The sequence below is a fragment of the Agromyces sp. GQ35 genome (genome assembly GCF_059758475.1).
This window is the reverse complement of sequence record NZ_JCAXEO010000003.1, coordinates 104,452-124,939: the sequence shown is the minus strand read 5'-3', so window position 1 is coordinate 124,939 and position 20,488 is coordinate 104,452. Positions and strand designations below refer to the sequence as shown.

Sequence of the window (20,488 nt, the reverse complement as noted above, 5' to 3'; positions counted from 1 at the left end):
CGCGAGACGGGCTTGGCTGGGCGTGACCACCTGAGGAGGCGGATCACCATGGACACGAGCACCATCGTCTGGATCATCATCGGCATCATCGTCGTCATCGCGATCATCGTGATCGTGGTGATCGCCACGAATCGGCGACGCAGCGAGGCACGCGTCGAGGCCGGCCGAAACCGCGCCGCCGAGCTCCGGCAGAGTGCGGCGGAGACCGATGCGGAGGCGCGTCAGCGTGAGGCCGAAGCAGCTCGCACCGCGGCGGCGGCCAAGCAGGCCGACGCCGACGCGGCGCAGGCACGACTCGATGCGGAGCGACTCGCTCGCGAGAGCGCCGACCGCCAGTCGGCGGCCACCGACCTGCGTACCGAAGCCGACGACCGCCTCCGGAAGGCCGACACGCTCGATCCCGACGTCGAGACCGACGACGCCGGTCGACGCGACGACGTACGGGTCGACGATGTGCGACGCGACGACGTGGCACAGTCCGACGAACGACGCGACGACGCGACACAGCCCCAGGTGCGACGCGACCACGCGCGACGGGACGACAGCACGCTGACCTGAGAGCGCGCGACCTGCTCACCCCAGCGCGATCACCGCATCGAGGGTGTCGGCGTCGAGCGTGCGATCGGCGAAGATCACCCGATCGAGATGCGTGGTGCCGGTGCCGTCGGGTGCCGGCGCGGATCGCCCGCGCCAGATGAGCTGCAGCCCGATCCGCTCGAGTACCCGGATCGATGCCGCATTCTCTCCCAGTACGCGAGCGGTCACTGGCGTCGACGGCCGAGTCGATCGGGCAGCCTCGAGGCTGACGGCGGCGGCTTCGGTCGCGAAGCCGAGACCCCAGGCCCCGGGCGCGAAGCGATAGCCGAGGTTCCACGCGTCGAAGTCGAGCATCTTCGCGCCGGCCGAGCCGAGGAAGACGCCGGCCGGCAACGCGCCGAGAGGCTCACGCAGAATCACCGCGTTGTGCGAGAAACCGTACGCAAGGCGCCCGTCGATGGCGCTCTGGATGGCCTGCTTCGACACGGCGCGACTCGAATGCCGGCCGCTCGGCAGGTGCACCCAGGTGCGGGGGTCGCCGTAGATGCCGAAGTACGCGTCGACGTCGTCGAGAGTCAAGGGGCGCAGCAGCAGGCGCTCGGTCAGGAGTTCGTCGATCATCCGTACCAGTCTTGCAGCGGCATCCGATCGTCAGTGCTCGGTGACGCGCCCGGCTTCGACCTGCCAGCGCCGATCGAGGCGCACGTGCTCGAGCATGCGCCGGTCGTGGGTCACGAGCAGCAGCGTGCCCTCGTACGACTCGAGTGCTTCTTCGAGCTGCTCGATGGCCACGAGATCGAGGTGGTTGGTAGGCTCGTCGAGCACGAGGACGTTCACGCCGCGAGCCTGCAACAGGGCGAGGCCGGCGCGGGTGCGTTCGCCGGGCGAGAGCGCGTCGACCGGCCGCAGCACGTGATCGGCCTTGAGGCCGAACTTCGCGAGCAGGGTTCGCACCTCGCTCGCACTGTATTCGGGCACGAGCGCCTCGAACGCCAGCGCGAGCGGCGCATCGCCGGTGAGCTGCGTCCGCGCCTGGTCGATCTCCCCGATGGCGACGGATGCCCCGAGACTCGCGGCTCCGGCATCGGCGGCACGCCGCCCGAGCAGCAGTGAGAGGAGCGTCGACTTGCCCGCTCCGTTCGGCCCCGTGATGCCGATGCGCTCCCCCGCGTCGACCTGCAGCGAGACCGGGCCGAGGGTGAAGTCTCCCTGCACGACCACGGCCTCGTTCAGCGTCGAGACGACGGAACTCGAGCGGGGCGCCTGGCCGATCGTGAACTCGAGCTGCCACTCCTTGCGCGGCTCCTCGACCTCGTCGAGCCGAGCGATGCGGCTCTCCATCTGGCGAACCTTCTGCGCCTGCTTCTCGCTCGACTCGGTCGCGGCCTTGCGGCGGATCTTGTCGTTGTCGGGCGACTTCTTCATCGCGTTACGCACGCCCTGGCTCGACCACTCGCGCTGCGTCCGCGCGCGCGAGACGAGGTCGGCCTTCTTCGCCGCGAACTCGTCGTACTCCTCGCGCTGCTGGCGGCGCGCGGTCGCCCGCTCCTCGAGGTACGCGTCGTAGCCGCCGCCGTAGATGCGGTTCGAGGACTGCGCCAGATCGAGTTCGAGCACGCGCGTCACCGAGCGGGCGAGGAACTCGCGGTCGTGGCTGACGAGCACCACGCCGCCGCGGATTCCGCGCACGAAGGACTCGAGCCGTTCGAGGCCGTCGAGGTCGAGGTCGTTCGTCGGCTCGTCGAGGAGCACGAGGTCGAAGCGAGAGCAGAGCAGGGCCGCGAGGCCGACACGTGCGGCCTGCCCGCCCGAGAGCGACGTCATCATCGAATCGGCCGAGAGGTGGGCATCGGCGCCGTCGAGGCTCAACCCGAGCTCGGCGAGCACGACCGGCAGTCGCTCGTCGAGGTCTGCGGCGCCCGAGGCGAGCCAGCGCTCGAGCGCGACCGAGTACTCGTCAGCCGGGTCGGGGGCGCCGGGCGCCGGGGCATCCGTCGAACCGAGCGCTTCGGCGGCGGCATCGAGGCGAGCGGATGCCTCTGCGGCTCCGGTTCGCCGCGCGACATACGCTGCGATGGTCTCACCCTCGATGCGCTCGTGCTCCTGCGGCAGCCATCCGACGAACGCGTCGCTCGGCGAGAGGTGCACGGTGCCGGCCTGCGGTTCCAGTTCCCCCGCGAGGATGCGGAGCAGCGTCGACTTCCCGGCCCCGTTCGCGCCGACGATGCCGACCACGTCGCCAGGTGCGACCGTCAGATCGAGGTCGTCGAAGAGGGTTCGGTGGGCGTAGCCTCCGGCGAGCCCCTGGGCCACGAGCGTTGCAGTCACCGGTCAACTGTAGTCATCCGGGCGACGAGAAGGTGCTGACCGCTCAGCGACCGGCACCGACGGGTCGGCGAGCCCGCCACTCCTCGTCGAGGATCGCGTACGTGTACCCGTCGATCCAGCCGAGCTCGGCATGCCACGAGTCGCGAAGGCCGTGCTGCTCGCGACGCATGCCGAGCTTCTCCATGATCTTCCACGAGGCGGTGTTGTCGGCGAAGCAGCCCGCCGTGACCCGGCGCACGCCGAGTTCATCGAAGGCGAGGTCGAGCAGCGCACCGGCGATCTCGGTCGCGAACCCCTTGCCCGCGTGCGCCGGGTCGATGAGATAGCCGATTCCGGCCTCGCTTCCCTCGAAGATCGTGGCGTCGCCGTGCGTCTGCCCCATGCCGTCGGTGATCCAGAGCGAGCCGGTGCCGACGACCTCGTCGCCGAGCACGGCGATCGCCGAGTGGTCGCGCGGGTCGCCGATTCCGTCGAGCCAGATTCTCGCGAAAGCCTCGGGTTCGGCCTCGGTGCGGAGCAGCCAGCGCGTCACCTCGGGTCGGTTGCGCCAGGCCAGCACCCGGTCGATGGTGTCGGCGGTCGGAAGTCGGAGCTCGAGCGGCCCGGCGGCACGCGGCCACGTCACGTCGGAAGTCGTCATGCTTCTTGCATACCAGTCGGCGCCGTCACTTCACGAGCCGGGAGAGCACCCGATCGGCGAGCGGCTTTCCGCCGGTCTGGCACCCCGGGCAGTACTGGAACGTGGAGTCGGCGAAGATCACCTGGCGGATCGTGTCGCCGCAGACCTCGCAGCGCTCGCCGGTGCGCCCGTGCACGCGCATCGCCCGGCGCTTGGCGTCTTTCAGTTCGGCCGGCGGGCGACCGGATGCTGCGGCGACCGCCTCGGCGAGGGTGTCACGCAGTGCGCGGTACAACTGCTCGACCTGGTCGCTCGAGAGCTTCGCGGCGAGTGCGTACGGCGACATCTTCGCCGCGTGCAGGATCTCATCGGAGTAGGCGTTGCCGATGCCGGCGAACACGGACTGGTCGCGGAGCAGCCCCTTGATCTGCGTGCGGCGCCCGTCGAGCACGGCGGCGAAGTCGGCGAGCGAGAAGTCGGGCGCCGTCGGGTCGGGCCCGAGTCGCGCGATGCCGGGCACCTCGGCGGGGTCGCGCACGACGTAGACGGCGAGCGACTTCTTCGTGCCGGCCTCGGTGAGGTCGAAACCCGAGCCGTCGTCGAGTCGCACTCGCAGGGCGAGCGGCGAGCGGCCCGGCTTGACGGGCGTCGATGGCAGTTCGTCGTACCATCGCAGCCAGCCTGCACGGGCGAGATGGAACACGAGGTGCTGGCCGCCGGCGTCGAAGTCGACGAACTTGCCGCTGCGCCCCACTCGCTCTATGCGCTGGCCTTCGAGCGCCGACAACGGTGGATCGAACGTCTTGAGCGCCGAGATCGCCGCGACGCGCAGGGAGGCGAAGGCGTGCCCGGTCACACGGCCGTCGAGGAACTCGGCGAGCGCGTGGACTTCGGGAAGCTCAGGCACACCACCATCCTGCACCCGACCGCCGACTTCGTCATCTCGCGCGACCTCCGTTCGCAGCGCGCCGTGCGACCGCCTACTCGGCTGAGAAGTCGAGCTTCGACTCGGCGACCGCGATGACCGACCAGGTGCCGCCGTCGGCATCGGTGAACACGTAGGCCGGAACGACGAGCACGCTGCCGTCGGGTTGCCATTGGCTCGCGAGGCCCAGCCGTGCGCCGACGATCTGCACGTCGCGCACCGGCCACGACACGGAGGTTCCGGTCGTCGGCGTGGCCGGGGGTTCGGTCGGAGCCACCCACTCCTCGACCATGCCGTCAGCCGGCACATCGACGGCAACGAGCGGCATCGCGGACATCTGCGCCCCGAACCGCGGGTCGGAGAGCCGCTCGACGCCATCCTGCTCGCTGACGACGTCGTAGTCGCCGATCGGCACGAGCTCGGCGAGCGCACCCGACGCGCTGGAGATGCCCTGTTGCGTGAGTTCGATCGTCCAGGCCTGGTCGATGCGCTGCCCGTCGACGACGGGCCAGGCCTGCGCCATCCGCGTCACCGCGCCCTCCCAGGTCTCGGAGGTGAATTCGAAGGCCCCTGAGTCGCGCCCCGTCGACGCGATGAGCGAACGAAGCGCGTCGATCGCCGCAGCCTCGCTCGGCACATCCGCCGTATTCGGCGCGCAGTCCGGCGCCACGGGCGCGATCGGTTCGGGAATCGTCGCATCGGGCGCATCCGGCTCTGGTGCCGCCGGCTCTGGCATGGCCGGTTCGATGCACGCCCACGGATTGATCCGCGGGTCGGAATACGAGAAACCGAGCGTACCGTCGACCGCGACGTAGAGCACGGGGCCGCTGCCGTCCTGCGGACCGACCGTCCAGCTTCCGTCCTTCAGCACTGCGGTTCCCTCGACCCCGAGTGCAGCGGCGAGTGCGGTGACGGTGTCGGGGTTCGACGCGGACCGCGCGTCGAACGCATATGCCGACGCCGTGCCGCCTGCGGTGGCGAGCCCGGTGGCGCTGAAGCTGTTCCGGCCGAACCCGTACGGCATCATCATGTCGCTGACGCCGGATCCGGTCATCTTCCGGCCGCTGGCGTCCATCGACGCAGGGCCCTCCTGCATCGCACCGCCCTCAGCCGCGCCGAACTGCAACGAGATCGGCGGGGCCGAGGCGAGGTTCGTCGTCCCTCCCGTCATCGCCCCCAATCCGAACCCGGCGCCGCCGACGAGCGCGACCGAGGCGGCGACGGCGGCCACGACGGCGATCGGCGACCACCGGGGACGACGACGGACCCGTTCCGACGCGAGATCGGTCACCTCGCCGGAATCGCTGTTCGGAGTCTCGGACCGAGTCGCAGGAGCCGCAGGCGTCTCGGCGGTCGCCGCCGTGATGACGTCGTCGGCGAAGCCCGCACGGGGCTCGACGCCGGCCGCGGGGTCGGCGGCGCGCAGTCGTGCGACCGGGTCGAGCTCGTTGTCGTCGTTCATGTCGAACACCCTTCGTGCGTGCAAACCGCTTCACTCGGGATATGTCCCGGGGCGGCGGCATCTTGCAGCGCCTAGAACGACATCCGTTCGCCCCAGGCATCCCGGAGCCGCTTACGAGCGCGTGAAAGCGCGGCATCCGCACCCGAACGAGAGATGCCGAGGACTTCTGCGAGCTCTTGGCCGTCGAGCCCTTCCCAGGCATGCAGCAGCAGGATGCGCCGGTCTCGCTCACCGACGCTGCCGAGCGCGCCCCGCAACTCGGCGTCGAACAGCGCGCTCAGCTCGGGGTCGTGCTCGATGCGCACCGCCCCTGTCTCGGGCAGCTCCTCGACGGGGAGATCGACGCGCTTGCGACGACCGTTCGCGAGCGTGAAGCCCGCCGTGCGGTACAACCACGGCAGCACGGCATCGCGTGGCACGTCGTCTCGCCGGCGCCAGGCGGTCGCGAAGACCTCGGCGGCGAGGTCTTCGGCGTCTTGGCGCGGGCCACGACGGGCGAAGTAGCGAACGAGCGCAGTCGAGTGCTCGCGAACGATCTCGGTGAACCAGGCCGTCGCCGCACCGGTCGCTCTCCCGTCAGCGGGCTCGGGCATCGCCACCTCCTCGGCCGCGTCGGCGCTTGCTTCGGTGCTGGCGATCCTCACGACATGTTTGTGTCACGTCAGCCGCGAGTCTTGCACGGTCCGCGTGCCGATCACTTCGCAGCACGCAGCGGAAGGTGCTCTCCGGCCGTCTGGCAGCTCGGGCAGTACTGCGCAGTGGTGCTCGCGAACGAGAAGTCGAGCACGGTGTCGCCGCAGACCGGGCACTCCGCACCGGCCCGGCCGTGCACCCGCATCGATGCGACCTTCGCGGCCTTGAGCTGATCGATCGGTGTTCCCCGCTGGTGGTCGATCGCACCCCTGATCGTGCCGACCGTGGCCTCGAAGAGGCGGCCGAGCTCGGCCTCCGTCAGCGACGCAGCGTGCGCCACGGGCGAGACCTTCGCAAGGTGCAGGATCTCGTCGGAGTACGCGTTGCCGATACCCGCGAGCGACTCCTGCTCCTGCAGCACGGCTTTCACCTGCTTGCGCCGGCCGGCGACGACGCGGTCGAAGTCGGCCTGCGTGAACTCGACGTCTGCAGGGTCTGGTCCGAGTTTCGCCAGTGCGGGAACCTCATCGGGATCATCGACGACCCAGCAGCCGAGCGAGACCCAGTCGCCGGCATCCGTGAACTCGACGATCCTCCCGTCGTCGAAGGCGAGGGCGACCAGCGTCGGCGGGGCCTCGCCTGCGGCGGATGCATCCGTCTCCGCGTTCCCGTAACGCGCCCAGCCGTGGCGACCGAGCGAGACCACGAGGTGCTGGCCCTCGCCGACCGAGAGGTCGACGTGCTTGCCGTGCCGTACAGCTCCGTGCACGCGCTCGCCGCGCAGCGACGATGGCGATCGGCCGCGGGTCTTGGCAGCGCGGAACTCCACGACGTCGACGCCGGTGATCTCGCGGCCGGCCAGCCGCATGCCGAGATCATCGACGAGCGCCTCAACCTCGGGCGACTCGGGCATACCGCCAGCTTCGCATACCTCGACCGACGCAGTCGAGCGGGTGCCGCGCCCCCGGCGCGACACCCGCTCTTCCCCCTGCAGGCCCTACACCCCGGGAGGCGGGACCTGGTCTTCGACGCGCGTGACGCGCTGGCCCACCGCCGGATCGGCGGTGCTGGTCGTGGAGATGCTCCGACGACGCATCATGAAGATGAGGCCGAGAATGACGACGATCACTCCTGCGATCATCAAGATGTAGCCGACGAGATCGAGGTCGATCCAGTCGACCGTGACGTTCAAGGCGAAGGTGAGGATCGCCCCGATCGCCACGAGCAGAATTCCGATGCCGATACTCATGTCATTGCTCCTTCTGCTCGACCATTCGGCCTATTCGGTGGCGTCTTTCCACGCGTCCTTGGCCTTCTCTCCGGCTTGCTTCACGTCGGCCTTGACCTGATCGGCCTTGCCTTCGGCCTCGAGCCGCTCGTTGTCGGTCAGCTTGCCGATGCCCTCTTTGGCCTTGCCCGTCAGTCGTTCTCCGGTGTTGCCGAGATCGTCCTTGGCGCCCATGGCGTCCTCCTCAGGAATCGGTTCCGCCGGCGCACATGTTCTGCGCCGGTGATTCCACGTTAGGCAGGCGCGTTCGGGTCGACAACGGGTTGACAACGCCGCGTGCGGCCCTTAAGCGCCGCCCAGTGTCGGTGGGTGTTGAGACACTCTCACTATGGCGACGATCGAATTGCGGCAGACCCGGCACCTCGCTGTGGGCGACACGCTCATCAACGTCTCGGGCAGTCACTACGAGGTCACGCGGCTCGCGCGCGTCGGCCGCGGCATCAGGGTGCACTACGTCTCGACCGAGGGTGCCCCTGGCCGGTTCACCGCGGCTCCCGATGCCATCAGCCGAGTGCTCGTCGAGGGTCGCGGCGCTCGAGGAGCGCACGCGGCGTGAGACGCCGCTCAGGCGAAGACGGGCGAGACGAACCGTCGCTCGTACCTGCGAATGCACTTCGTCTCGACGGCGAAGTTGTACGCCTCGATGCACTCGGGGTCGTCGGCCGCTGCGATGCGGTACTGCTCGTACTCGGCGAGCGACGGGAACGTGAACAGCGCGAACGCCTCGTCGCTGTCGCCCTCGCTCGGCAGGAAGTACCCGTGGTGGTCCCCGCCGAGTCTGTTGACGAGGCGGATCCAACGCTGCCCGTACTCGCGGAACTCGGCGAGCTTGTCGGCGTCGATCTCGTAGCGGAGGTGCACGGTGATCATCGGGATCGACTCGTTTCTGTCGGTGGTCGTTCTCCAAGGGCTCGGAGCTCGCAACGAGTATCTCGGTGGCGAGGTGGCCCCGTCCAATCCACGCCGACGCAGGTCGGGCCGCGTCCGACCCGCGTACCCTGAAGAACGGCCGCGATCCCCGCGGACCGACGAAAGGCTGCCCGTGAACATCACCCTGCTTCGGCGCTTCGTCGCGGTCGCCGAGGAGCTGCACTTCCCGCGTGCCGCAGCCGCCCTCGACATTCCGCTCGCTTCTCTCTACTCGTCGATCGAGAAGCTCGAGACCGAGGTCGGACACCCCCTCTTCACCCGGCAGGGCGAAACGCAGCTCACCAAGTTCGGAATCCTCCTGCTCGATGAAGCCCGAGAGCAGATCGCCGCAGCGCCCGCGCCTGCCGAGAGCCCCGCGGCGAAGGCCGGCGGCAAGGCGAAAGCCTCGAAGGGCAAGGGCCGTGCTCCCATCGTGAAGGGGCAGCCGAAGCCGTACAAGAGACGTCAGGGGCGGTGACCGGGCGCGTCATGAACGCATAATGGTCGGGTGGAACGCTGGCGAACGAGTACCCGACTGCTCGAGGTCCTCGACGCGCTCAGCCTGTCCGAACAGCATCCGGCGACGCGTCGGCTGGTGGACGCGTTCGGGGGCGATCCGGCCGGCGTCACGGAACGGCTGGTCGGCGAACCGGCCTTCCGCTCCCGCCGGCTGCTGTTCGCCTTTGGTGGGGAGATCACGCTGCACGACGACGCGCTCGTGGCGGTGCGCCTGCACCTCGCACCGACGCCGACGGCTCCGCACGGGCGCGACCTGTCGGAGTGGATCGCCGACGCCGACAACGACGCCACGCTCGGTGAACTCGAACGGGCCATCGGAGCTCCGTCGCACTTCGCAGGGAGCGACATGCCGTATTTCACGCTCGACGGCGCATACGCGCGATTCGATTTCGAGAACCGCGGCTGGAAGGAAGCGGGGAATCTCCTCGGCTTCACCGTCACCGCGGAGCAGCCAGGCCTTGCCTGCCACCCTGAAGACGACGGATGCCCCGCCTGCAGCGATCTCCTCGTCCGCAGGAGCGGCGTGGACGGCGGAGTCGATGTGGACGGCACCGTCGACGCGCTCGCCACGTCACTCACTGCCGGCCTCCTGACCGAGAACGGTCGCTGGGTCGGGCTCGCCGACCTGCAGCCACTTCATGCCTCACGGCTCATGGAGCGGGTCGAGAGTCAGCTCACCTGCACCGCATGCCGGCGGATCATCTGCTTCACCTTGGTCCGCGACTCCTCCCCGACCTTCGGATACCACGTGCTGAATGACGCGATGCGACGACCGCTCCAAGCGATCCCGCCCGTCGAGCAGTGGGGCGATGCCGCCAGGATCGCAGAGGACCGCGAGGCGATGCACTACGTCGACCACGAGCCCGGGGCATGGTTCCTCGTCGAACAACAGGGAAGCCTTTACCTCGACGCCAGGTACGTCGTCAACTCGATGGTCGATGATTCCGCGTTGATCCGCCTCGGTGATTCCGAGCTCGAGGCCTATCGAGCCGGCGGCCGCGACTACGTGGCGAAGCTCGCCAGGAGCATCCACAGCAGCTCCCCGCACCTGGAAACGTCTCGATTCCACGCGAAGAATCTGTTCAGCGGACCGGACGGCAAGAACTACCGTGACGCGGTCGCCGTCGCGATCGTCAACCACACATGGATCGCGGAGCAGCGGGCGATCACTTCACGAGACGCCGCACAGTCCTTCGATGCTTGAGGATCGCGCGGCCCATGCGGCCTTCCGTGCGTGGGTCGAGGTGGAGTTCGACACCACCGTCCCCGCTGTCTGGTCGGTCGCCGACCCCGACCCGTTCGAGGCGTGCGGCCGGATGCAGGACCAACGGGCCCGATGAACGCGAGATATGCAGGTGCGTGCGAAGTCTGCACGGGGTACTGGCACACGTACGATCCCGAGAGTCGGGCGGTGACGATCGGCGAGAGCGACGAGTTCATGGCCGAGGTCCGTCGGTGTCGCCATTGCGGTGCGTACTGGGAGGTCGGTGCCTTCAGTTACCCGAAGGTGCTCTCTCGCGAGCAGGCACGACGAGAGCTTCCCGATCTCGATGGCCTCGAAGTGAGACTCGGAATCGACTTCCCCGGTCCCCCGAGCGAACGGCCCTGAACGGGTATCGCGGCGTTGGGCTCAGCGTCGCGTTGCGCCATCCGACGTCATTCCTCCAAGCCGATCGGCGGCTCCGTACTGACGCTGATGCTCGTGATCAGGCTGCCGTCGCGCGCGTGCGCGTGCACCCAACCCCGATCGAGCTTCCAGGCACTGTCATGTTCTCCGACATACGTGAGTCCCCAGAACGGAAGATCCTTGCGTGACGGCTCGGCCGGCAGCCCGTCGACGAACGCCGCGAAGCGCTCAGTCTGATAGCCGCTGGTGCCGATCTCGGCCGCGGCGACCACACCACCGCGCATTCGGAGACGTACACCGGGAAGAGCGCGCACGTGCGCGACGAGCGCGTTCGACGGCCGACGTCCGAGGACGTCGAGGAACATCGTGAAGTCGCCCGATCGCCACCGGGAGAATCGGCCTGAGATGCTGACGCCGGTGATGACCGCCGTCATCGTGGTCGGAGTCTCGCCTTCCATCGACACCCCGTAGTCGATCAGGAGGTCGTGTCGACCGTACCGGTGCAGGTCTCTGCCTCCGCTCGAGGCGACCGGAGCACCGAGCGCTCGACGAACCTGCTCTCGCGGTGCCGGCAACGTCACACCGGGAATCAGATCGCGTGCATGCCGGTAGCTCGAGTCGGCCGTGGCAGAGCTGAGGCTGATGCGCGCGCTCAACACCCGATCGTACTCGACCTGCATCTCCACGCCGCCGTCGAAGACGATCGCGCGACGCGCGCCCGCGGGCGCCGCCCACCGTCGGGTCCTGTCGCCGGCGAGTCGCGCCACAGCCTGGAATGCCGGCCCTCCCTCGGGCTCACCGAGCACTGCGAGGAACGTCCCGATCGGCTCTCCTGGCGGCGACGGCGTCTGAGGGCGCTCCAACGCGATCTCGACGAGGCCCTCGTCGACGTAACCGAGGCGCACTCGAATGCCCTCGACGGTGAACTCGTCGGAATCAGCCTCGACCGGGTCGCCCAGGATCGCCCGCGCGTGCTCACGTTCGCTGCCCGGGATGAGCCCGACGATCAACGCGCCGGGGCGCGGATACGCGCTGTCGCCGACGAGGGGGAAGGTCATGCCGGAGACTCCCTCAGGACCGGCCGAAGTCAGCCCCGTGCCCGAAGCGAGGCTCCGCGAAACGTCGATCCGTTCGCCATCCACCGGCTCGCCCAATGCATCGATGTGCCACCACACCTCGCCCGCGACTCGGGAAGGGATCATGCGCTCGCGGCACGCCAGCCACTGCTCGGGCTTCCACGATGCACCACCCGGGTGGAACAGGAGCAGGTCTTCGCGCTCGCCCTGCCAGCACTCGATGGTGAACTGCCGGTCCACTGCCCCGTCGACGAGCGCCGCGGCGTACTGCTCGTCGGTCAGCGCGAACAACGCGTCGGCGGAACCATGACCGACCTGCCGGTCGATACCGACCCACGCCCGACCGGTGGCGAGCTCCACGCCCATGCTCGGACTCTCGGCGACCTGCACGAAGCGCTTCACGTCGGCGCGTCCGCCATCACTCTCACCCGGATGGACTGCGGACTCTCGATCATGCGCGCGCATCCATGCCCAACGGCCACGACCAGACGACGTCGGCGACTCCAGCGACCGTCTCCTGCTCGCGGGCGATCCGTCGCCGGCGGGATGCCTCCCGTTTCGTGCCCGAGTTGAGCGGCGAATACCAGACCCAGTCCTTCGGGACGATGTGGAAAGCGATCGTCTCGAACGCGCTCCGCTGCTCGAACGAGCGCACGAGCAGGGCGGCGAACCGGCCGATCCCCCACCAGTAGCTCGGTGCGCGCGCGAGCGTCGAGGTCTCGACGAGCCTCCGCCCGTACCCCGCGTCGACACCGAGCTTCATCTCGGCATGGAATCCGTCACCACCGTAGAAATGAGCGCAGGCCAGCTCGAGTGCTCGCTCCCTCTCCACGAGGCGAGTCGACGCCGCAGGTTCGCGAACATCCTGAACTGCGGCCACGGCGAGCGGGAAGATCGCATGCGCCCCGCGGTCGACGACCGGCGCACCGAGCTCCGCCCAATTGAACGGACGCCCCCCGACGTCCTCGAGCGCACGCAGTATCGCGATGCCGTCGGCGATCTCGATCACGTGCTCAGACATCACCAGTCGAGTGTATGGCCCAGGCATGAGGCATCTCCTCGCCGCTCGCGCGGTTCAGCCCGCCCAGTCGTTCCGCAACAAGCCGTACACCCAGGAATCGGACACGACACCATTGACGATGCAGTCCTCGCGCAATGTCCCCTCGCGGAGAAAGCCCAGCTTCTCGAGAACACGCGCCGATGCCAGGTTGCGAGTATCAGTCTCGGATTGGACCCGGTTGAGGTCGAGTGCGTCGAACGCCCACTCGAGCAGGGCGCGTGCCGCCTCCGTCGCATAGCCGTGGCCCCAAGCCGCCTCGGTGAGGCAGTACCCCAAGGACGCACTTCGAAAGTCAGGATTCCAGCTGTTGAAGGTGCACCAGCCGATGAAGGCTTGGTCAGACCTGCGTTCGATGGCCACGCGCGCACCGGTGCCTTCCTCCGCCATCTTCTGACACCCGTCCATGAAGCGCACGACCGACGTCCTCTCTACCCACGGGGGAGAGTCCCAATAGCGCAGTATCTCGGCATTGCTCTGCAACGCAAAGAGGTCGTCGGCATCGGCCTCCGTGAACGGACGCAATCGCAGTCGCTCGGTCTCCAACGTCGGGGTCGGCAGAATCATGACGTCATCGTCGCACAACGTGAAAGCCGGCAGCAGCGAGCTGGCCATCAGCACGAATCGTCTTCCGTTGCCTGCGCGCTCGCATCCGAGCACGAGAACGCGTACATGTGCGCGACGTCTTCAGGTTGGCTCACGCGACGAGAGAACGCTCAAGCATGTCGCCGAGCGCTGTCGATCGCACCTGGGACGCTGTCGTTCACAGGTCTCTCTTCGAGACCTGAAGCACTACACGTTGAAGCGGAACTCCACCACCCCGCCGTCGTGCATGACGGAGATCTCGATCACGTGCTCAGACATCACCAGACGAGTACGACCCGGGCATGAGGTCGCGGCACCGCGCCGTGCGGCACCGAGCGCCTGCACCTGCAGAAACGTGGACCGCGATGCTGATCGCCTCACGCCCACTTTTCGAGCTCGAGGTCGACACGCGGATCAGAACGCACCCACACCGCACCTGACGACGCACTGGCCGGGGCTTCGGCCCTCTGAAGACCCAGCGTCCTCCGTGAGGTAGGGCGCCCGGGATCAGCCGAATCGGACGCCGCGGTCCAGCATGAACGGGACGGGATCGACCTGCGTGCCGTTCTCGTGCACCTCGAAGTGGAGATGGCATCCGGTCGCCGCCCCGGTTGCGCCGGACCATGCGATCTGCTGGCCGGGGAGCACCGATTGACCGACGCTCACAAGGATGCCCCCGTTGGCGATGTGCGCGTACCCGGTGTGCGTGGATGCGCCATGGTCGATCCTCACCCAATTGCCGTAGGTCCCGAGCCAGCCGGCGCTGACGACCCGGCCCGCAGCCGCCGTGTAGATCGGCGCGTTGCATCCGGTGCCCAGGTCGACACCCCGATGGAAGGACTGTGTGCAACCGCCCGGAGTGCAGATGGGTGCGCGCGGGCCGAAGACGTCGGTGATCCGTCCGGTGGCCGGCTTCATCCACGCTGCGCAGACGGCATCCCGTCCCACGGATTCGCTGAGTGCGGCCGGTCCGCCGAGAAGCACGCGTGCCGTCGGCGCCAGCGCGCCGATCGCGGTCGAGACCGACTGCGGCACGCACCACTGCTGCGCCACGTAGAGGGGCCCGCCGACCACGCCGGCGAGGGCGGCACCCGCCAGCGCGTCGGCGAAGCCGTCGCCGTTGGCGATGAACGCGGCGCCCACCGGAGCGCTCGCGCCGAACACTGCCGCATTGATCGCCGCGGCCGTGAGGTAGCGATCAGCCCCCTCGTGACGGAGCACGGTGAACCCGGCCCACGTGAACTGCTCGGCGATCTCCGCGCTGACGGCGGCGGGCCCTCCGGCGATGCGAACCGTCGACACGCCCAACGCGGACAGCGCCACGAGCGTGCTCGGTCGCACGGCGTCCCCGGCGACGAGGAAGACCGGCGCGCCGAGCGACCCGGCCGCCGCCGATGCCGCGAGCGCGTCGGGGAAGTTGTTCCCGGTCGCGATGAAGGCCTCCGTCGCCGCGGTGAACGAGTCGGCGATCAACAGCTCCCCGGTCTCGTAGCGATCGGCACCCCCAACCCGGCTGATGGCGGGCGCCAGTGTCGCGAGCTCGTCGTAGACGCCGGCCTCGATCACAGCATCACCGCCGACGACGACGATGCGCTCAGGTGCGAGGCGCACGACCTCGTTTCGCACGACGGTCGGAAGACTGCCGCTGGGCGTCAACAGCAGTGGCCCGCCGAGATGCCCCGCCGGGGCCGCCGCGCTCAACGCGTCGGGGAAGTCGGCTCCGGTCGCCACGTAGACCACCGGCACGTTCGGGGCGAACCGCTGCGAGATTGCAACCGACGTGGAGAATCGGTCGACGCCCGCGAGCCGGTGCACGCCTGGCCCGAACGGTGTGACCGACGTCAGCGCGAACGGGCTGAGCGCCGGTGGAGCACCGTAGGGCGCGGCCGGTGCTGGAGTGGACGGCTCGAGCTCATCGGTCGGCGTTGGAGACGGGGCCACCGGGGTGGAGGTCATGGGGGTTGGCGTGTCCGGGGTCACTTCACCGGGTGACGGTTTCTCGGGTGCCGGCGTCTCCTGATCGGTCGCCCCTTCGGGACTCGGTGGGTCCGACGAGGGCAGCGGGACGGTCGTCGCGGGCGGATCGCCCTGCGGCCCCACCGCTTCTCCCGCCCATGCCGGACTGGATCCGAACCCGATGATGACGGCCGCAGCGATCGCGACGGCCCACCCCTGCTGCTTGCGACGCACAGCGTCCCCCTCCCCCGTGCGAACGGCGGACTCCTGCCGAGGGCATCCTCAGCCCGACATTCGCACTTCGCAGTGTACGGGTGGAGCGCGGGGCGGCGCAGGGTTACACGTTGAAGCGGAACTCCACCACGTCGCCGTCGTGCATGACGTAGTCCTTGCCCTCCATGCGCGCCTTGCCCTTGGCGCGTGCTTCGGCGACCGAACCGGTCTCGACGAGGTCGTCGAAGGAGATCACCTCGGCCTTGATGAAGCCGCGCTCGAAGTCCGTGTGGATGACGCCCGCCGCCTGTGGCGCCTTCGCACCCTTCGGGATCGTCCACGCACGCGACTCCTTCGGCCCGGCCGTCAGGTACGTCTGCAGGCCGAGCGTGTCGAAGCCGATGCGGGCGAGCTGGTTGAGACCCGATTCGTCCTGGCCGGTCGATGCGAGCAACTCCGCGGCATCGGCGGGGTCGAGGTCGATGAGTTCCGACTCGATCTTCGCGTCGAGGAAGACCGCCTCGGCCGGTGCGACGAGTGCTGAGAGCTCGGCCTTCTTCGCGTCATCCGTCAGCACCGCCTCGTCGACGTTGAACACGTAGATGAACGGTTTGGCGGTGAGCAGGCCGAGTTCTCTGATGGGTTCCAGGTCGACGGATGCCGCGGAGAGCGGCGTGCCCTTCTGCAGCACGTCGAGCGCGGCCTTCGCCGCTTCGGGCACCGCGGGATCGATCTTCTTGCCCTTGAGTTCCTTCTCGTAGCGCGGAATCGCGCGTTCGAGCGTCTCGAGGTCGGCGAAGATCAGCTCGGTGTTGATCGTCTCCATGTCGGCCTTGGGGTCGACAGCGCCCTCGACGTGCACGACGTCGTCATCGGTGAAGCCGCGCACGACCTGCGCGATGGCGTCGGCCTCGCGGATGTTGGCGAGGAACTTGTTGCCGAGGCCCTCACCCTCCGACGCGCCGCGCACGATGCCGGCGATGTCGACGAACGACACGGCGGCGGGCAGGATGCGCTCGGAGCCGAAGATGCCGGCGAGCGTCTCGAGCCGCGGATCGGGCAGGTTCACCACGCCGATGTTCGGTTCGATCGTCGCGAAGGGGTAGTTCGCCGCGAGCACCTGGTTCTTGGTCAGCGCGTTGAACAGGGTGGACTTGCCGACGTTGGGCAGGCCGACGATGCCGATAGTGAGAGCCACGGGGGTCTATCGTACCGGCAGGGCGGTACAGACGGCGCCGCCGGGACATCCGCTGAGCACCTATTCGGCCAGCACCGTGCGGAAGCACCGGGTGAGGTACGGCACCACCAGATCGTCGGCGCCCGCGAGGTCGGGATGCGTCCCGAGCAACGTCTCGAGGGCGGCGATCGTGGCCTGCTGCTCGTCGGACGAGGCCGTGATGTAGGCGCTGCGTGAGCGCACGAGGTCGAGGAACGCCCTGCGCGACATTCGCGCACCCCACTCGACCGTGTGCTCCGCGATCTCGCCGAACGGCGGCCCGACGCTCACGTAGTTCTCGAATGTCGCACTCGCGTCGTGCCGCTCGTGCATGATCTCGCCCGCCTCCTGCAGCCACGGCACGCGCGTATCGCGGCTGTTCCAGACGAGGCCGAGCACGCCACCGGGCTTCAGCACCCGGGCGATCTCGGGAATCGCGCGCCGCGGCTGGAACCAGTGCCACGCCTGGCCGGCGACGACGGCGTCGACCGCGTCGTCTTCGATGGGGATGTCCTCGGCCGTGCCGAGGATCCGCGGGACGCCGGGCACCGCGACCTCGAGCTCCTCGAGCATCTCCTCGACCGGGTCGACGGCGATCACCTCGCGGTCGAGCGCGACGAGCGCCTCGGTCAGCTTTCCGGTGCCTGCGCCGAGGTCGAGCACGCGCTTCGCGTCGCCGATCAGCCATGCGATCGCAGCGACGGGATAGCCCGGGCGGGCTTGGTGGTAGACGGATGCCGCGGCGCCGAAGGATCGCGCACTCTCGAGCGTCGCGGGGTCGGCCGGGTCGGCGACCGGGCCGCGCTCGCGGGCGGGATGCGGCTCGGATCGCTCGGTCATGTTCGGCATCCTCTGCTCAGGCGGGTACGCGGTCACGATCACGGCCATTCCACGCCCTGTACGGTGCATCCGTCAACCGCGGCATTCGCGACGCGCTGGGCTCGCGGCGGTCGGTGTCGGCCGGACATGCGACGATGCCTGTGTGCCAGTGGATTTCACCGCGATCGACTTCGAGACCGCCAATTCCTCGAGCGCTTCGGCGTGCTCCGTCGGGCTCGTGAAGGTGCGGGCGGGCCGGGTCGTCGACCGGGCGCACTGGTACATCCGCCCGCCGTTCCCGCACAACGAATTCTCGGAGTGGAACATCCGCATCCACGGCATCACCCCCGAGATGGTGGCCGACGCTGCGGATTGGTCGGTGCACCTGCCCGCGCTCCGGGAGTTCGCCGGTGGCGACATGCTCGTCGCGCACAATGCGGGCTTCGACATGGGCGTGATCGCCAAGACGTCGACCGCGCTCGGCCTCGAGATTCCCGACTACCGCCACCTCTGCAGCCTGCAGGTTGCCCGGCGCACCTACCACCTCGACTCCTACCGGTTGCCGGTCGCGGCGATGGCGGCGGGCTTCGAGGACTTCTCGCACCACGACGCGCTCGCCGATGCCGAGGCGTGCGCCGCGATCATGGTGCACGCGGCTGCGCGCCACGAGGTCGACGATCTCGACCGGCTCGCGCACATCACACGGGTGAAGGTCGGCACCATCGGTCCGGTCGCCACGCGAAACGATCGGGCGATTCACGGCCCGATGGCACTGCAGTAGCGGCCCGCCGACGCAGCGGCCCGCCGATGTCGGCGGCCCCTGCGACACTGTCGACATGGACATCATCGCCCTCGTCATCGGCCTCCTCGTCGGCGGCGCCATCGGCGGGCTCGGGGTCGCACTGCTCCTGCAGCGTCGCACGGCGCAGACCGCCGCCGAGCTGCCCTCTGCTGAAGACCCAGCGCTGATCGAGGCACGTCACCAGGCGCAGCTCGCCGAGGTGCGCGCGGCCGAGGCCGCGGCGCTGTCCGAACTGCGGGCGCACGAGCACGAGGTGCGGGCGAGTCTCCAGGCCGAGCTCGCGTCGACCCTTTCGACGGTCGACGCGCTCGAGAAGCAGATCGACGAGCATCGGGCGCGGTACCGCGACCTCATCGAGCAGCAGCGCACCGATCAGACCGAGCGCACCGAGCGCGAGAAGCGCGAGAGCGCGGTGCTGCAGGCGCTCAGCCCCGTTCGCGAGACCCTGCAGACGATGCAGGCCAAGGTCACCGAGCTCGAGCGCCAGCGCAGCGAGCAGTACGGCTCGCTCGCCGAGCAGTTGAAGCAGGCGCAGCTCTCCGACGCCGAGCTCCGGGCGACGACCGAGTCGCTCGCCTCGGCGCTGCGCTCGAACAGCACGCGCGGCGTCTGGGGCGAGACGCAGCTGCGTCGAGTGGTCGAGGCCGCGGGGCTCACGCAATACGTCGACTTCTACACGCAGCAGAGCATCGTGACCGACGCGGGCTCCGGCCGGCCCGACATGGTCGTGCGCCTGCCCGGGGGCAAGTCCATCCCCCTCGACGCCAAGGTTCCGCTCGAGCACTACCTCGAGGCCAGCCAGATCGCGGTCACCGCGACCGGCGAAGAGGGTGCACGTCGAAAAGAACTCGTGAACCGCCATGTGAAGGCGGTGCGCGGCCACATCGACGCTCTCGCCAAGAAGACGTACTGGGAGGGGCTCGATGCGAGTCCAGAGTTCGTCATCGCGTTCATTCCGAGCGAGTCGCTGCTCTCCTCCGCCCTCGAGGCCGACCCGGCTCTACTCGACTACGCCTTCGGCAAGCGCGTCGCGCTCGCCTCACCCGTCAACCTCTGGGCCGTACTGAAGACCGTCGCGTTCACCTGGCAGCAGCAGGCCGTCTCCAACGAGGCGAAGAAGCTCTTCGACCTCGGCAACACGCTCTACCAGCGCATCGGCACCCTGGCGGGTCACGCCGACGGTCTGCGCAAGGCGATCGAACGCACGGTCGACAGCTACAACAAGTTCGCCAACTCGCTCGAAACCCGCGTGCTGGTGACGGCGCGACAGTTCCCGGGCATCGACGAGACGAAGATCGAACTCCTCACCGCGCCGGCGGCCGTGCACGAGCAGCCCCGTCGGCTGACGGCTCCCGAGGTGACCGGCAACGGCGGCGCCGATGAGCGTGACGCGTTCGATGAGCGCGACGCAGGTGGCGAGCCCCTGCTCGAGCTCGACCCCGAGATCCGCTCGATCTAGCGGTCGGTCGTCGTCAGCTGACGAGTACGCTCAGCACGTTGCCCGCGGGGTCGGTGAACCACGCGATGTCCGGGCCCTGCCCGCTCACCGACCCACGGGCGATGCCGCGGTCATCGGTGCCGAAGTCGTCGGGCGCCGTGTAGATCTTCGTCACCACACCCGCCGCGTTCAACTCATCGACGGCGACGTCGATGTCGTCCACCACGAGATTCAGGATCGTGAAGCTCGCCGGCTCGTGATTCGGCTTCGGGTAGATGAAGATGCCCTGACCAGAAGGAAGCCCCACTCGCAACGCGCCGGCCCCTGGCTCGTCGTCGACCGGCAATCCCAGTTTCGTACCGTAGAAGTCGCGCGCCGCATCGATGTCATCGACGCTGAGTCCCGGGAACGCGTCTCGGACCGTGACCATCGTTGATCCCCTTTCGTCGCCATGTCTCGCAGATCGGATAGGAGCCCAG

Annotated in this window: 24 protein-coding genes; 7 read left to right on the top strand and 17 right to left on the bottom strand. The window is 68.8% G+C overall.

Annotation, left to right across the window (positions count from 1 at the left end; genetic code table 11):
* The first annotated feature begins 48 nt into the window (after nucleotides 1-48).
* Nucleotides 49-558, top strand: a complete 510-nt coding sequence (locus AC6CH0_RS15720; RefSeq protein ID WP_498102543.1) for a hypothetical protein — start codon at nucleotides 49-51, stop codon at nucleotides 556-558.
* Nucleotides 559-573: 15 nt separating this feature from the next.
* Here the strand turns inward: AC6CH0_RS15720 and AC6CH0_RS15715 are convergent, their stop codons facing one another.
* The 9 genes from AC6CH0_RS15715 to AC6CH0_RS15675 all read right to left on the bottom strand — a co-directional run bounded on the left by AC6CH0_RS15715 (nucleotide 574) and on the right by AC6CH0_RS15675 (nucleotide 7,966).
* Nucleotides 574-1,158 carry a GNAT family N-acetyltransferase gene (locus AC6CH0_RS15715; protein ID WP_498102541.1) on the bottom strand — a complete coding sequence of 195 codons (585 nt, stop codon included), beginning with the start codon at nucleotides 1,156-1,158 and terminating at the stop codon, nucleotides 574-576.
* A 30-nt stretch (nucleotides 1,159-1,188) separates the two neighbouring features.
* Nucleotides 1,189-2,865, bottom strand: a complete 1,677-nt coding sequence (locus tag AC6CH0_RS15710) for an ABC-F family ATP-binding cassette domain-containing protein (protein ID WP_498102539.1) — start codon at nucleotides 2,863-2,865, stop codon at nucleotides 1,189-1,191.
* A gap of 43 nt (nucleotides 2,866-2,908) precedes the next feature.
* Nucleotides 2,909-3,505, bottom strand: a complete 597-nt coding sequence (locus AC6CH0_RS15705; protein WP_498102537.1) for a GNAT family N-acetyltransferase — start codon at nucleotides 3,503-3,505, stop codon at nucleotides 2,909-2,911.
* A gap of 25 nt (nucleotides 3,506-3,530) precedes the next feature.
* Nucleotides 3,531-4,391 (bottom strand): Fpg/Nei family DNA glycosylase, encoded by an 861-nt coding sequence (locus AC6CH0_RS15700; RefSeq protein ID WP_498102535.1) that lies wholly within the window; start codon nucleotides 4,389-4,391, stop codon nucleotides 3,531-3,533.
* Between the two features lie 73 nt (nucleotides 4,392-4,464).
* Complete coding sequence (locus AC6CH0_RS15695) at nucleotides 4,465-5,871, bottom strand: hypothetical protein (protein ID WP_498102533.1); 1,407 nt, start codon at nucleotides 5,869-5,871, stop codon at nucleotides 4,465-4,467.
* 71 nt (nucleotides 5,872-5,942) lie between these two features.
* A complete protein-coding gene (locus AC6CH0_RS15690; protein WP_498102531.1) occupies nucleotides 5,943-6,464 on the bottom strand; it encodes an RNA polymerase sigma factor in 522 nt (173 codons plus the stop codon).
* 101 nt (nucleotides 6,465-6,565) lie between these two features.
* Nucleotides 6,566-7,417: a DNA-formamidopyrimidine glycosylase family protein gene (locus AC6CH0_RS15685; RefSeq protein WP_498102529.1), complete on the bottom strand. Its 852-nt coding sequence runs from the start codon at nucleotides 7,415-7,417 to the stop codon at nucleotides 6,566-6,568.
* An 84-nt stretch (nucleotides 7,418-7,501) separates the two neighbouring features.
* Complete coding sequence (locus tag AC6CH0_RS15680) at nucleotides 7,502-7,753, bottom strand: DUF6458 family protein (protein ID WP_498102527.1); 252 nt, start codon at nucleotides 7,751-7,753, stop codon at nucleotides 7,502-7,504.
* Nucleotides 7,754-7,783: 30 nt separating this feature from the next.
* The gene (locus AC6CH0_RS15675) at nucleotides 7,784-7,966 is read right to left on the bottom strand and encodes a CsbD family protein (protein WP_498102525.1); all 183 of its coding nucleotides are present in this window, start codon (nucleotides 7,964-7,966) and stop codon (nucleotides 7,784-7,786) included.
* A gap of 154 nt (nucleotides 7,967-8,120) precedes the next feature.
* On the opposite strand from AC6CH0_RS15675, the gene AC6CH0_RS15670 reads away from it, so the two are divergent.
* On the top strand, nucleotides 8,121-8,348 hold the full coding sequence (locus AC6CH0_RS15670) for a hypothetical protein (RefSeq protein WP_498102523.1): 228 nt from the start codon (nucleotides 8,121-8,123) through the stop codon (nucleotides 8,346-8,348).
* Between the two features lie 8 nt (nucleotides 8,349-8,356).
* Here the strand turns inward: AC6CH0_RS15670 and AC6CH0_RS15665 are convergent, their stop codons facing one another.
* Nucleotides 8,357-8,662 carry an NIPSNAP family protein gene (locus AC6CH0_RS15665; protein WP_498102521.1) on the bottom strand — a complete coding sequence of 102 codons (306 nt, stop codon included), beginning with the start codon at nucleotides 8,660-8,662 and terminating at the stop codon, nucleotides 8,357-8,359.
* 172 nt (nucleotides 8,663-8,834) lie between these two features.
* Between AC6CH0_RS15665 and AC6CH0_RS15660 the strand changes: the two genes are divergently transcribed.
* From AC6CH0_RS15660 to AC6CH0_RS15650, 3 genes are read left to right on the top strand one after another with little or no spacing between them, the layout of a single operon-like run.
* The gene (locus AC6CH0_RS15660; RefSeq protein ID WP_498102519.1) at nucleotides 8,835-9,179 is read left to right on the top strand and encodes a LysR family transcriptional regulator; all 345 of its coding nucleotides are present in this window, start codon (nucleotides 8,835-8,837) and stop codon (nucleotides 9,177-9,179) included.
* Between the two features lie 30 nt (nucleotides 9,180-9,209).
* Nucleotides 9,210-10,424 (top strand): hypothetical protein, encoded by a 1,215-nt coding sequence (locus AC6CH0_RS15655; protein ID WP_498102517.1) that lies wholly within the window; start codon nucleotides 9,210-9,212, stop codon nucleotides 10,422-10,424.
* Nucleotides 10,417-10,560 carry a hypothetical protein gene (locus AC6CH0_RS15650; RefSeq protein WP_498102515.1) on the top strand — a complete coding sequence of 48 codons (144 nt, stop codon included), beginning with the start codon at nucleotides 10,417-10,419 and terminating at the stop codon, nucleotides 10,558-10,560. The genes AC6CH0_RS15655 and AC6CH0_RS15650 overlap by 8 nt, the downstream gene beginning before the upstream one ends.
* A gap of 316 nt (nucleotides 10,561-10,876) precedes the next feature.
* On the opposite strand, the gene AC6CH0_RS15645 is transcribed toward AC6CH0_RS15650, so the two are convergent.
* The 6 genes from AC6CH0_RS15645 to AC6CH0_RS15620 all read right to left on the bottom strand — a co-directional run bounded on the left by AC6CH0_RS15645 (nucleotide 10,877) and on the right by AC6CH0_RS15620 (nucleotide 17,790).
* Entirely contained in the window at nucleotides 10,877-12,325 is a 1,449-nt protein-coding gene (locus AC6CH0_RS15645) for a hypothetical protein (RefSeq protein WP_498102513.1), read from the bottom strand.
* A 49-nt stretch (nucleotides 12,326-12,374) separates the two neighbouring features.
* Entirely contained in the window at nucleotides 12,375-12,944 is a 570-nt protein-coding gene (locus AC6CH0_RS15640; RefSeq protein ID WP_498102511.1) for a hypothetical protein, read from the bottom strand.
* 54 nt (nucleotides 12,945-12,998) lie between these two features.
* Nucleotides 12,999-13,595, bottom strand: a complete 597-nt coding sequence (locus tag AC6CH0_RS15635; protein WP_498102509.1) for a GNAT family N-acetyltransferase — start codon at nucleotides 13,593-13,595, stop codon at nucleotides 12,999-13,001.
* A 477-nt stretch (nucleotides 13,596-14,072) separates the two neighbouring features.
* On the bottom strand, nucleotides 14,073-15,521 hold the full coding sequence (locus AC6CH0_RS15630) for a cell wall-binding repeat-containing protein (protein ID WP_498102507.1): 1,449 nt from the start codon (nucleotides 15,519-15,521) through the stop codon (nucleotides 14,073-14,075).
* Nucleotides 15,522-15,858: 337 nt separating this feature from the next.
* Nucleotides 15,859-16,932: a redox-regulated ATPase YchF gene (gene ychF / locus AC6CH0_RS15625; protein ID WP_498102505.1), complete on the bottom strand. Its 1,074-nt coding sequence runs from the start codon at nucleotides 16,930-16,932 to the stop codon at nucleotides 15,859-15,861.
* 60 nt (nucleotides 16,933-16,992) lie between these two features.
* Nucleotides 16,993-17,790, bottom strand: a complete 798-nt coding sequence (locus AC6CH0_RS15620; protein ID WP_498102503.1) for a class I SAM-dependent methyltransferase — start codon at nucleotides 17,788-17,790, stop codon at nucleotides 16,993-16,995.
* 142 nt (nucleotides 17,791-17,932) lie between these two features.
* Between AC6CH0_RS15620 and AC6CH0_RS15615 the strand changes: the two genes are divergently transcribed.
* A complete protein-coding gene (locus tag AC6CH0_RS15615) occupies nucleotides 17,933-18,550 on the top strand; it encodes an exonuclease domain-containing protein (RefSeq protein WP_498102501.1) in 618 nt (205 codons plus the stop codon).
* Between the two features lie 55 nt (nucleotides 18,551-18,605).
* A complete protein-coding gene (locus AC6CH0_RS15610; protein ID WP_498102499.1) occupies nucleotides 18,606-20,030 on the top strand; it encodes a DNA recombination protein RmuC in 1,425 nt (474 codons plus the stop codon).
* 13 nt (nucleotides 20,031-20,043) lie between these two features.
* Here the strand turns inward: AC6CH0_RS15610 and AC6CH0_RS15605 are convergent, their stop codons facing one another.
* Nucleotides 20,044-20,439: a VOC family protein gene (locus AC6CH0_RS15605; protein WP_498102497.1), complete on the bottom strand. Its 396-nt coding sequence runs from the start codon at nucleotides 20,437-20,439 to the stop codon at nucleotides 20,044-20,046.
* Nucleotides 20,440-20,488 lie beyond the last annotated feature (49 nt).